The following is a 12,017-nucleotide window of genomic DNA, read 5'->3' as shown; positions in this document are numbered from 1 at the left end:
GGTTTTTATGCTCGAACAGGCACAACGCGTACTTAAAGACATCTTCGGCTATGACAGCTTCCGTGGTCGCCAGGGTGCCATTATCGAACGTGTAGCCAACGGCGGCGATGCACTGGTGCTGATGCCGACCGGCGGCGGCAAGTCCCTGTGTTTCCAGGTTCCCGGCCTATTGCGCGACGGCCTGTGCGTGGTGGTTTCGCCGCTTATCGCATTGATGGATGACCAGGTCGCGACCCTTGAAGAGCTGGGTGTTTCTGCCGCTGCGCTCAACTCCACGCTCAGTGCCGAACAGCAGCGCGACCTGGCCAACCGGATTCGTCAGGGTGAAGTCAAAATGCTTTATCTGGCGCCGGAACGTCTCGTTCAGCCGCGCATGCTGTCCTTTCTGCAAAACCTCGATATCGCACTGTTCGCCATCGATGAAGCGCACTGCGTTTCGCAATGGGGACATGACTTCCGCCCGGAATACCTGCAACTGGGTCAACTGGCCGAACTGTTTCCCAATGTGCCGCGCATCGCCCTGACGGCCACCGCCGACAAGCGGACACGTGAAGAAATCGTCACGCGTCTGCACCTGCAGAATGCCGAACGGTTTCTGTCCAGTTTCGATCGCCCCAACATCTTCTATCGCATCGTGCCCAAGGAGTCGCCGCGCAAGCAGTTGCTGGCGTTTCTGTCCGAGCGTCGCAGCGATGCAGGCATCGTCTATTGCCTGTCACGCAAGAAAGTCGACGAGGTCGCGGTGTTCCTCAGCGACAACGGCTACCCGGCGCTGCCGTATCACGCAGGGCTGCCTTCCGAAACCCGTGCCGCCAATCAGAAGCGCTTCCTTAATGAAGAAGGCCTGATTATGGTCGCGACCATCGCGTTCGGCATGGGAATCGACAAGCCCAACGTCCGTTTCGTCGCACACATGGACCTGCCCAAGTCGCTGGAAGCCTACTACCAGGAAACCGGCCGGGCAGGGCGTGACGGTCTGCCTGCGGATGCCTGGATGGCCTACGGTCTGCAGGACGTGCTGATGCTCAAGCAGATGCTGCAGAACTCCGAAGGTGATGAGCGACACAAGCGGCTCGAACACCACAAGCTCGATGCGATGCTGGCGCTGTGCGAAGAAACCCGCTGCCGTCGCCAGACGTTGCTCGCCTATTTCGATGAAGACATGCCCAACCCCTGCGGCCATTGCGACAACTGTGTCGATGGCGTGCAGACCTGGGACGCCACCGAGCCTGCGCGTCAGGCGCTGTCGGCCATTTATCGCACCGGCCAGCGCTATGGCGTGGGGCACCTGGTGGACGTCCTGCTCGGCAAATCCAATGACAAGGTCGAAAGCTTCGGCCATCAGCACCTGTCGGTGTTCGGTGTCGGTAAGGCACGCTCCGAGGGTGAATGGCGCTCGTTGTTCCGACAACTGGTCGCGCGGGGTCTGGCGGACATCGATCTGGAAGGTTATGGCGGACTGCGTCTGAGTGACACCTGCCGTCCGCTGCTGCGCGGCGAAGTCACGCTGGAGCTGCGTCGTGATCTCAAGCCGCAGACCACCGCCAAGAGCCATTCCGGCAGCCCGGCCAGTCAACTGGTGCGAGGCGAGGAACGCGAGCAGTGGGAGGCCCTGCGCACGCTGCGCCGCAAGCTGGCCGAAGAGCACGCAGTACCGCCTTACGTCATTTTCCCGGATTCGACCCTGCTGGAAATGCTGCGCAGCAAACCCGGTTCCATGGCTGAAATGGCCAAGGTCGGTGGCGTCGGCGCGCGCAAGCTGGAGCGCTACGGCGAGGCGTTTCTGGAAGTGCTCAGCGGCAAGGCCGAAGCGCCACGGGTGGTCACCGACCTGCGTCATGAACTGATCAGTCTGGCGCACGCTGGCATGACCCCGGCGCAGATTGCCGGCCAGTTGCAGTGCTCGGAAAAGAATGTCTACACCCTGCTGGCCGAAGCCATCGGCAAACAGCAATTGTCCGTCGAACAGGCACTGGATCTGCCCGAAGACTTGCTGGGCGAGATTCAGGATGCGTTCCTGGATGGGGAAGGTGAACTGCCTCCGGTTTCTTCAGTGATCGAACAATTCACTGGGCGTGTTCCCGAAGGTGTGCTGTATTGCGTGCGCGCCGCCCTGCAATCCGAATTCGAGATGTAGGAACCTGCGACGAGACGCCACGGTGGGGTGCTTGCCTGATTGCAAGGAGCATGCTTAGCTCGCTAATAGTTAGTTTTGATCACGAGTGCTCTATGCCATTGACTGATGAACATCGTTTCGGGATGCAACTCGCACAGATTTCCCGTGGCTGGCGGGCCGAACTGGATCGTCGTCTGGCCGGTATGGGCCTTTCTCAGGCTCGCTGGCTGGTGCTCCTGCACCTTGCCCGCTTCGGTGAGGCGCCCACCCAGCGTGAGCTGGCCCAGAGTGTTGGCGTCGAAGGGCCGACCCTTGCGCGATTGCTCGACAGCCTTGAAGGCCAGGGACTGGTGCAGCGTCAGGCAGTGCTTGAGGACCGTCGGGCCAAGAAAATCGTGCTGTGCGACACTGCTCTGCCATTGATCGAACAGATCGAAACCATTGCCAATGTTTTACGGATCGAACTCTTCGAGGGTGTGGATGACGAAGACCTGCGGGTGTGCGTACGCGTGCACTCGCGAATTCTGGCCAATCTCGAAAGATCCTGAGACGAGTCTGCGAGTTCTCCCCCATACTCTTGCCACGGATAGTGAAGTTCATCGGGATAGGTGAGAAGCCTGCTGTGGTTTCCATAAGGGTTAGCATGCTGAAGAGTTCTCAGGCGAGTACGGGTCGCACCGTCGGTCATGGTTTTTACGCGCGCCTGATGGCGGCGTCTGTCGTAGCGTCGACGCTGGTTTATTCGTCGCTGGCGTCCGCGTTGGGGCTGGGTGAAATAACCCTGCACTCGGCGCTCAATCAGCCGTTGAATGCCGAAATTGCGCTTTTGGAAACCGATGGCCTGAGCTCTGACGATGTGGTGGCCAGGCTGGCCTCGCCGGAGGCATTCGCCAAGGCAGGCGTCGAGCGCGTGTTCTTCCTGAACGATCTGCGTTTCACCCCTGTTCTGAACGGTGGGCGCGGCGTGATCCGGGTGGTTTCGCACAAACCGGTCACTGAACCTTACTTGAGTTTTCTGGTGCAGCTGTCCCGCCCCAATGGCGATCTGCTGCACGAATACACCGTCCTGCTCGATCCTGCCACGTCGCCCGAAGGCGTCGCGGCAACCCGCAGTCGCAATACGCAGCGCAAAGCACAGTCGGCGGCTCCCGAGTCGCGCATGCCGGTCGCGCCGCCTGCCGCTGTCAAAGGCAAACACTACAAGGTGGTCAGCGGCGATACCCTGAATGCCATTGCCGCCCGTGTTCAGGGCCAGGGCAGCAAGGTCTCGACCACCCAGATGGCCGATGGCATACGGCTGCTCAATCCTCAGGTATTCGCCCAAGGGGCAGGCCTCAAGCCTGGGCAGGACTTGTTACTGCCTGATTCGGCGGTGCTGCCCACAACCAGCCCTTCGGCAGCCAGTCCTGCAGCGCCATCCGTTCAACCTGCCGAAGTCCGGGAGGCGGCCGAGCAGATGGCGACGGCCGCCATCGAAACCCAGCAACTGACCAAAGCGCTTGAAGAACTCAAGGCGCAGACCGCCGATCTGCAGGACCAGCTGGTTGGCAAGGACAAGCAGATCACCGCGCTTCGAACCGATCTCGTGCAGGCTCAGTCCGGCGCCAGCAAGGTGTCGACACCGCCACCGGCGGTCGTGCCTGTTCAACAGCCTGTCGTGGCGTCGGCTCCCAGCGAACCGTTCCTCAGCATTCCAGTGCTGTTGGCCGGTCTGTTGATCATCCTGCTGCTCCTGGCATTTGCCTATAACAGAAGACGGCAGCAACGCACTCCGAGCGTGACCCCGGCCGTTACGCCTGACGAGCCGCTGATCAAACCTGCTCAGGCCGCGGTTCTCCCGGTCTTCGAAGTGCCTGCGGTCGCGCCACAGCCGGTGGTCGCACCTGTCGCCGCACCCGCGGTCAAGGCCTCGTCTTCACAACGCATGGCGGGCGCTGCCCCCGATGCGCTGGACGGCGTCAGCATCTACATTGCCTACGGGCGCTTCAGCGAAGCGATCGGCATCCTGCGCAATGCGCTTGAAAAACAGCCGGAACGTGAAGACATTCGTATCAGGCTGCTCGAATTGCTGGCCGAGCAGGGCGACAGTACCGGTTTTGCTGCCGAGGAACAGTCGGCGTTGAACCACGGCGTGACCCCGCAAGCCATTCAGGACATTCGTGAGCGTTATCCGCAGCTCAAGACGCGTGAGGCACTCGCTGCCTCCACAGCGTTGACGGCCGCTGCTGTCGGGGCTGTTTCGCTGGCCAAGAGCGGGCCTGAGTTCAACGCTGCGGCTGCGCCCGATCCTGTTTCAGAACAGGAGCAGCCTGCCATCACGCAGTTGGATGAAACCACGGCAGCAGCGCTGAATCCCGAGCCGTCAGACGAATTCCAGCTGAATCTGGACGAGTTGTCGATGGACGCTGACTGGGATCTGGTTGATCCGTTCGACGCACCGCCTGCCCGCACCAAACCCGCCGATCGGCCTGAAGTAGATCCGGGGTTTTCATCAGATCTGAATCAATTGCCGGAAGTATTCGAGCTGTCTGACGAGCAATTCCTCAGCGACTTCTCGGATTCGGATGCCGTAGAACCCATCGAAGTGATTGCGCCGTCCGCTGCAGACGATTTGAGTGATGACTTCCTCGACAGCTTCATGAGTGACGATTCGGACTTCGACCTGCTGGATCTGGAGGAGCCACCGTTGAGCCAGATCAATCAGGCTCAAGTGTTGATCGACGACGGGAATATCGAGTCGGCCCGTGAAATCCTGTTGCAGGTGATCGCCGAGTCTGACGAAGAGCATCAGCGTCTGGCGCGGGAACTGTTGGCGGGGATCAGTTGAGAGACTGTGTCGCGCTTTGCGCACGACGCTCACACTGATCGTGCACAACACTGATGATCGTGCCCATCGCTCCGCGTGGGCATGCCTCCCGTGACGCTCCGCGTCACAAATGGCACAGATTGTGGATTCAGTTAGCCGAGCGCATGGCTCCAGTCACCTTTTCGCCCCTCGGCGACTTACTTTGAGAGGCCAAAGTAAGCAAAGCCTTTTGCTCCGGTTCCGGCCCCGGCTTCGCCGGGGTTCCTTCGTCCTGACACTGATTCGGGGGTCGCTGCAAATGGGCCATCCATGGCCCAGTGCAGCTCAATCGGCATCCATGCCGATTGCCCCCGAATCAGCGCCAGGACTCAGCCTTCACCCACGTCGCGATCTGCGGTGTTCATGCCATCGCGCTACAAAAGCGCATCAGTGCTGCTGCCTCACTGGATAGCCAGATGACTTGTGTATAACGCTGAGCGCAGAGTATGGGCACGATCATGAACGGTCAGATGATCGTCCCCACTCTGCGTGGAAACGCCTCTCAGGACGCTCTGCGTCCGCTCTTGAGTACGACGCGGAGCACGATCATCAGCGGTTCAGGCCTGATGGCTGATCTCACGCAGTGGTTTGCCACGCGCTGGCTTGTCGCCCGCCACGAAGTAGTCTGCAGTGCTGCGCGGCAGGGGCTGGCGGCCGCGGATCTTGTCGGCGATTTTCTCGGCGATCATGATCGTGGGGGCGTTCAGGTTGCCGGTGGTGATGATCGGCATGATCGACGCATCCACCACACGCAGGCTCTGCATGCCATGCACACGGCCCTGGCCATCGACCACGGCCATCTCGTCGGTGCCCATCTTGCAAGAGCACGACGGGTGATAGGCCGTCTCGGCGTGTTCGCGCACGAACTGGTCCAGCGCCTCGTCCGACTGCACATCAATACCCGGGCTGATTTCGCGGCCACGGTACGGATCCAGCGCAGGCTGCTGCATGATTTCGCGGGTCAGGCGGATGCCGTCGCGAAATTCCTGCCAGTCCTGATCAGACGCCATGTAATTGAACAGGATGCTCGGGTACTCGCGCGGGTCCTTGGACTTGACGTGCACACGGCCACGGCTTGGCGAACGCATCGAACCGACGTGTGCCTGGAAACCATGCTCCTGCACGCCCTTGGTGCCGTTGTAGTTAATCGCGACCGGCAGGAAGTGATACTGAATGTTCGGCCACTCGAACGCTTCGCTCGACCGGATGAAACCACCGGCTTCGAACTGGTTGCTGGCGCCGATGCCGGTGCCGAGGAACATCCACTCCGCACCAATTGCAGGCTGGTTCCACCACATCAGGGAAGGGTAGAGCGACACCGGCTGAGTGCAGGCGTACTGCAGGTACATCTCCAGGTGATCCTGAAGGTTCTGGCCGACGCCCGGCAGGTCGTGAACCACTGGAATGTCCAGCTTGTTCAGCAATTCGGCAGGGCCGACGCCTGAGCGTTGCAGGATCTGCGGCGAGGCAATCGCCCCGGCACACAGCAGGACTTCCTTGCGTGCACGGGCTTCGTGGCGGGTGTCGCTGTCGCCGACCAGGTACGCGACGCCGACGGCACGCTTGCCTTCGAACAGGATGCGGTCGGTCAGCGCGTGAGTGACGATGTTCAGCGTCGATCGCTTTTTCGCTTCGTCCAGATAGCCGCGCGCGGTGCTGGCGCGACGGCCTTTGGGCGTCACGGTGCGGTCCATCGGACCAAAGCCTTCCTGCTGATAACCATTCAGGTCATCGGTACGCGGATAACCGGCCTGTACACCGGCCTCGACCATGGCATGGAACAACGGGTTGTTGCCTGCCTTGGGCGTGGTGACGCTGACCGGACCTTCGCCGCCGTGATAATCGTTGGCGCCGATGTCGCGAGTCTCTGCCTTGCGGAAATACGGCAGGCAATCGAGGTAGCTCCAGTCTTCCAGGCCCGGTTCTTTCGCCCAGCCGTCATAGTCCATTGCGTTGCCACGGATGTAGCACATGCCGTTGATCAACGACGAGCCGCCAAGGCCCTTGCCGCGACCGCATTCCATACGGCGGTTGTTCATGTGCGGCTCTGGCTCGGTCTCGTAGGCCCAGTTGTAGCGGCGGCCTTGCAGCGGGAACGCCAGTGCGGCAGGCATCTGGGTACGGAAGTCCAGACGATAGTCCGGGCCGCCGGCTTCCAGCAGCAGAACGGTGACGCCTTCGTCTTCGGTCAGACGGGCTGCCAGAGTGTTACCGGCCGAACCGGCACCAATGATGATGTAATCGAATTCCTGGGACATAAATGCGCCCTCTTCAAGGTAGGTGGGGCAAATGCAAATCAGCGCGGGTCGACTCAGTGCTCGACCCCTAGCACCCCATGCTAGTGCGCTACTTGAGGGGCCATTTCACGAGAAAGCTGCTCCCACGCAGTCAATGCCTGTGGGAGCGGACTTGTCCGCGAAGGCCTCGCCTCAGACGAAATTCAACTCAACGAACCTCAGAAAACCGACGCGTAGTCACCCAGTTCGATCTGTACCGACTTGATCCGGGTGTACTGGGCCAGCGAGCTAATGCCGTTTTCACGGCCCACGCCCGACTGCTTGTAACCGCCGACCGGCATTTGCGCCGCCGACTCGCCCCAGGCGTTGATCCAGCAGATACCGGCTTCCAGCAGGTGGATCACACGGTGTGCGCGGTTCAGGTCACGGGTCACGATGCCGGCTGCCAGACCGAAATCGGTATCGTTGGCGCGGCCGACCACTTCGTCTTCAGTGTCGTAGCCGAGGATGCTCATCACCGGGCCGAAGATCTCTTCGCGCACGATGGTCATCTCGTCGGTGCAGTCGGTGAACACAGTCGGCGCGACATAAGCGCCTTTGGCGAACTCACCGCCAGTCAGCCGCTCGCCGCCACACAGCAGGCGTGCGCCCTGTTCCTTGCCCTTGGCGATGTAGCCCAGCACGCTTTCCATGTGTTCGAAGCTGACCAGCGGGCCGAAGTTGATGTTTTCGTCTTCCGGGTTACCGGCACGAATACGCTTCACACGCTCGAGGATCTTCGCTTCGAACTCGGCCTTCAGTGCGTTCGGCACGAATACGCGGGTGCCGTTGGTGCAGACTTGGCCCGAGCTGTAGAAGTTGGCCATCATGGCGATGTCGGCGGCGCGGTCCAGGTCGGCGTCGTCGAACACGATCAGCGGCGACTTGCCGCCCAGCTCCATGGTCACTTCCTTGAGCGACGAACTCGAGGCGCTGGCCATGACTTTCTTGCCGGTGTCGGTGCCGCCGGTGAAGGAGACTTTCTCGATCCGCGGGTGCTCGGTGATCCAGGTGCCGACTTCACGACCGCTGCCGGTCAGTACGTTGAACACGCCATTCGGGACGCCCGCTTCGGTGTAGATTTCAGCCAGCTTCAAGGTGGTCAGCGAGGTGACTTCACTTGGCTTGAAGATCATCGCGTTGCCTGCCGCCAGCGCCGGTGCGGATTTCCACAGGGCGATCTGGATCGGGTAGTTCCACGCGCCGATCCCGGCGACGACACCCAGCGGCTCGCGGCGGGTGTAGACGAAGGAGGAGTCGCGCAGCGGGATCTGTTCGCCTTCGATGGCGGGCACCAGGCCTGCGTAGTACTCCAGCACGTCAGCGCCGGTGACGATGTCGACGTAACGGGTTTCCGAGATGGCCTTGCCGGTGTCCAGGGTTTCCAGAGCGGCCAGTTCATCGTTGCGCTCACGCAGGATGTCCACGGCACGACGCAGGATGCGCGAACGCTCGACTGCGGTCATGGCGGCCCAGATTTTCTGGCCCTTTTCGGCGGCGACCACGGCGCGCTCGACATCTTCCTTGCTGGCGCGCTGGATCTTGGCCAGTACTTCGCCGTTCGCCGGGTTGATGGAGTCGAAGGTCTCGGTGTTGCTGGCATCGACATAACCGCCGTCGATGTAGAGTTTTTGCAATTCAAAACGGGCCATAAAGTCCTCGCAAATTCAGTGGGGGAGGCGATGACTGATTCTGTGTGCCGGAAACATTGGGCAACACGGCGTTTCAGTCGTTCGGTGATGGCGCTTCGAAAGCGCTCAGTTCGCCGATTTCGCCAATTGAAAATCCATGTATTCGTAAGCGATCCGTTGCGCTTGCTCGGTGTCGAATGCATCGCCTGACAGCGCGCCTCTCAGCCACAGCCCATCAATCAGGGCTGCGAGCCCGCGGGCCGCGTTGCGTGCCTGTTCCAGCGGCAACGCGCGGCGGAACTGACAGCACAGGTTCGAATACAGACGATGGTCGTTGATGCGCTGCAAACGGTGCAGCGACGGGTGATGCATGCTGGTCGCCCAGAAGGCGAGCCAGGTTTTCATGGCCGGGCCGTTGACCTGGCTGGCGTCGAAGTTGCCTTCGATGATTACTTGCAGATGCGCACGCGGGCTGTCGTCGGTCAGGGCCTGACGGCGGTCCCTGACGGTCTGGATCAGTGCATTCATCAGATGGCGCATGGTGGCTGCGATCAGGCCGTTCTTGTCCTGAAAGTAGTGACTGATGATGCCGTTCGAAACGCCTGCAAGACGGGCGATCAACGCGATACTGGCGTCGCCCATGCCGACCTGATCGACCGCGGTAAGCGTGGCCTGGATCAACTGTTGGCGGCGGATGGGTTGCATGCCGACCTTTGGCATAAACGCGATTCTCCCGAGTGGCTGAAGTGATCGTTATACCGAAATGGCTGACACAGTCTAAAGATTTTTAATTGAACGATCAATCAATAAAAAATGACAGGCGTGTCAACTGATCGTGCCCATCGCTCCGCGTGGGCATGCCTCCCGTGACGCTCCGCGTCACAAATGGCACAGACTGAGGATTCAGTGAGCCGAGCGCATGACGTGGATAACGCTGGAGCCTGGGCGCGTATCTGCGTCACATTCAAGAGCGGACGCGGAGCGTCCTGGGAGGCATTCCCACGCAGAGCGTGGGAACGATCAACATCGTATTCCTCCAGGAGGATTTGTGTATAACGCTGAGCGCGGAGCATGGGCACGATCGGTGTGCTTGAGACCCCTGATCGTTCAGCCGTGATTCTTGCCCAGCAGCGCGTGGTACAGCTCGGTATCGCCAAGGATGCCGACGACCTGGTTGCCGTCCTGCAGCACCAGTTTGTTGCCGGTCTGGTAGCGGATCTGCAAGGCGTCGCGCATGCCGATGTTGGAGTGCACGAGGGTCGGGCGGCGGTCGAGGGTGTTGACGTCCTGGCCCGGAGTCCAGTTCTGCAGGTCCAGCGTGTCGGTGCCCTGACGTGCGCCTTTGATGACATTGCCTTCGGCCAGGTCCAGCCAGGAATCACCACCCGGATCCAGGCATACCGAGCCGTTGACTCGGGTGCACTGGTCAACCGTGCGCATCAGGCTGCGGCCGCACAGCACGTTCAGCGGATTGGTATGCGCGACGAAGGTGCGCACGTATTCATCTGCCGGGTTGAGCACGATCTGCTCCGGCACGCTGTACTGAACGATGCGGCCGTCTTTCATGATCGCGATGCGGCTGCCCAGTTTCAGCGCCTCATCCAGGTCATGGCTGACGAACACGATGGTCTTGCTCAGCTTGCTTTGCAGTGCCAGCAGTTCATCCTGCAGGCCCTGACGGATCAACGGGTCGAGTGCCGAAAACGGTTCATCCATCAGCAGAATGTCGGCGTCCATCGCCAGCGCACGGGCCAGACCCACGCGTTGCTGCATGCCACCGGAAAGCTCGTCCGGCTTCTTGTTGCGCCATTGTGTCAGGCCGACCAGTTCCAGCTTTTCGTCCACCAGCTTGCGTCGTTCCTTCTCAGGGCGACCCTGCATTTCCAGGCCGAAACTGATGTTTTCACGTACTGTCAGCCAAGGCATCAGGGCGAACTTCTGAAAGACCATGGCGATGCGCTTGGTGCGCATCATCTTCAGCTCCGCCGCCGAGCAACTGGCAATGTTGATCTGCGAGCCTTCATGCTCGACGAACAGCGAGCCGCGGCTCACGGTATTGAGGCCGTTGATGCAGCGCAGCAGGCTGGATTTGCCGGAGCCGGACAGGCCCATCAGTACACAGATTTCGCCTTTCTCGATTTCCAGAGTGGCGTTTTCCACCCCCACGATCTGCCCGGTTTTCTTGAGGATCTGGTCACGCGTCAGGCCTTCGTCCAGCAGCTTCAGGGCCTCACGCGGATCCCTGGAGAAGATGACGTCTACCTTGTCGAATTTGATGATACTCATGCGTCGGACCCTACCTTGCCTTCGGGTTGTTTGCAGATGCGGTCGAGCATGATGGCCAGCAGTACGATCGCCAGGCCGGCTTCGAAGCCCAGGGCGATATCAGCGGTGTTCAATGCGTTGACCACAGGTTTGCCCAGACCGTCGGCACCCACCAGCGCCGCAATCACCACCATCGACAACGACAGCATGATGCACTGGGTGATACCGGCCGCGATGCTTGGCATGGCGTAGGGCAGTTCGATTCGTGTCAGCAACTGGCGGCGCGAGGAGCCGAATGCCTTGCCCGCGTCGAGCAGTTCCTGCGGCACGTCGCGGATACCCAGGTACGTCAGGCGGATCGGCGCGGCGATGGCGAACACCACCGTCGAAATCAGACCGGGCACCACGCCCAGACCGAACAGCGTCAGCGTCGGAATCAGATAAACGAAAGTGGGCACCGTCTGCATCAGGTCGAGCAGCGGGCGGATGACCGTGTAGAACATCGGCTTGTGCGCGGCAATGATGCCCAGCGGCACGCCGATCACGACACAGACCATCGTGGCGAACAGCACCTGCGCCAGGGTTTCCATGGTTTCCTGCCAGTAATGCAGGTTCAGGATCAGCAGGAAGGAGAGGATGACGAACACCGTCAGGCCCCATTTGCGCTGGATAAAGTGTGCGAGTGCGGCGATCAGGCCAATCAGTACGAACGGGTTGAACCAGGTGAGGGCGAAGGTCAGCCCGTGGATCATCATTTCCAGTGTCGAGGCAATCGCATCGAAGTAGTCGGCGCCGTTACGCGTCAGCCAGTCGACGAACGCCGCGATGTACTCGCCCAGAGGGATTTTATGATCAGTCAGCATGATAGTGATTGTCCGCTTGCG

8 protein-coding genes are annotated in these 12,017 nt (G+C 60.6%); 3 read left to right on the top strand and 5 right to left on the bottom strand.

Going from position 1 to position 12,017, the window contains the following annotated elements:
* Window positions 1–7 precede the first annotated feature (7 nt).
* The 3 genes from recQ to QRN20_RS03040 all read left to right on the top strand — a co-directional run bounded on the left by recQ (window position 8) and on the right by QRN20_RS03040 (window position 4,943).
* Window positions 8–2,137: a DNA helicase RecQ gene (recQ, locus tag QRN20_RS03050; RefSeq protein ID WP_122413447.1), complete on the top strand. Its 2,130-nt coding sequence runs from the start codon at window positions 8–10 to the stop codon at window positions 2,135–2,137.
* A gap of 92 nt (window positions 2,138–2,229) precedes the next feature.
* Window positions 2,230–2,664 (top strand): MarR family transcriptional regulator, encoded by a 435-nt coding sequence (locus QRN20_RS03045; protein ID WP_029241577.1) that lies wholly within the window; start codon window positions 2,230–2,232, stop codon window positions 2,662–2,664.
* Window positions 2,665–2,759: 95 nt separating this feature from the next.
* On the top strand, window positions 2,760–4,943 hold the full coding sequence (locus tag QRN20_RS03040) for a FimV/HubP family polar landmark protein (RefSeq protein ID WP_285359991.1): 2,184 nt from the start codon (window positions 2,760–2,762) through the stop codon (window positions 4,941–4,943).
* Window positions 4,944–5,518: 575 nt separating this feature from the next.
* On the opposite strand, the gene betA is transcribed toward QRN20_RS03040, so the two are convergent.
* From betA to choW, 5 genes are all read right to left on the bottom strand, one after another.
* Window positions 5,519–7,219, bottom strand: a complete 1,701-nt coding sequence (betA, locus tag QRN20_RS03035; protein ID WP_043305802.1) for a choline dehydrogenase — start codon at window positions 7,217–7,219, stop codon at window positions 5,519–5,521.
* Window positions 7,220–7,416: 197 nt separating this feature from the next.
* Complete coding sequence (betB, locus tag QRN20_RS03030) at window positions 7,417–8,889, bottom strand: betaine-aldehyde dehydrogenase (RefSeq protein ID WP_122418036.1); 1,473 nt, start codon at window positions 8,887–8,889, stop codon at window positions 7,417–7,419.
* A 105-nt stretch (window positions 8,890–8,994) separates the two neighbouring features.
* The gene (gene betI, locus QRN20_RS03025) at window positions 8,995–9,588 is read right to left on the bottom strand and encodes a transcriptional regulator BetI (protein ID WP_004888075.1); all 594 of its coding nucleotides are present in this window, start codon (window positions 9,586–9,588) and stop codon (window positions 8,995–8,997) included.
* 387 nt (window positions 9,589–9,975) lie between these two features.
* The gene (gene choV / locus QRN20_RS03020; protein ID WP_285359990.1) at window positions 9,976–11,154 is read right to left on the bottom strand and encodes a choline ABC transporter ATP-binding protein; all 1,179 of its coding nucleotides are present in this window, start codon (window positions 11,152–11,154) and stop codon (window positions 9,976–9,978) included.
* A complete protein-coding gene (choW, locus tag QRN20_RS03015) occupies window positions 11,151–11,999 on the bottom strand; it encodes a choline ABC transporter permease subunit (RefSeq protein WP_170968957.1) in 849 nt (282 codons plus the stop codon). Before choW ends, choV begins: the two co-directional genes overlap by 4 nt.
* Window positions 12,000–12,017: the final 18 nt, after the last annotated feature.

The sequence above is a fragment of the Pseudomonas sp. fls2-241-TYG-175 genome (assembly GCF_030209155.1).
In the GTDB taxonomy this organism is placed as follows: Bacteria; Pseudomonadota; Gammaproteobacteria; order Pseudomonadales; family Pseudomonadaceae; genus Aquipseudomonas; species Aquipseudomonas viridiflava.
This window is presented reverse-complemented; position numbering and strand designations above follow the sequence as displayed.

What these genes read in the sequence shown, in the direction of transcription:
- betB (WP_122418036.1), bottom strand. Translation starts at nt 8,889, where the DNA reads ATGGCCCGTTTTGAATTGCAAAAACTCTACATCGACGGCGGTTATGTC.
- QRN20_RS03040 (WP_285359991.1), top strand. Translation starts at nt 2,760, where the DNA reads ATGCTGAAGAGTTCTCAGGCGAGTACGGGTCGCACCGTCGGTCATGGT.
- choV (WP_285359990.1), bottom strand. Translation starts at nt 11,154, where the DNA reads ATGAGTATCATCAAATTCGACAAGGTAGACGTCATCTTCTCCAGGGAT.
- betA (WP_043305802.1), bottom strand. Translation starts at nt 7,219, where the DNA reads ATGTCCCAGGAATTCGATTACATCATCATTGGTGCCGGTTCGGCCGGT.
- QRN20_RS03045 (WP_029241577.1), top strand. Translation starts at nt 2,230, where the DNA reads ATGCCATTGACTGATGAACATCGTTTCGGGATGCAACTCGCACAGATT.
- recQ (WP_122413447.1), top strand. Translation starts at nt 8, where the DNA reads ATGCTCGAACAGGCACAACGCGTACTTAAAGACATCTTCGGCTATGAC.
- betI (WP_004888075.1), bottom strand. Translation starts at nt 9,588, where the DNA reads ATGCCAAAGGTCGGCATGCAACCCATCCGCCGCCAACAGTTGATCCAG.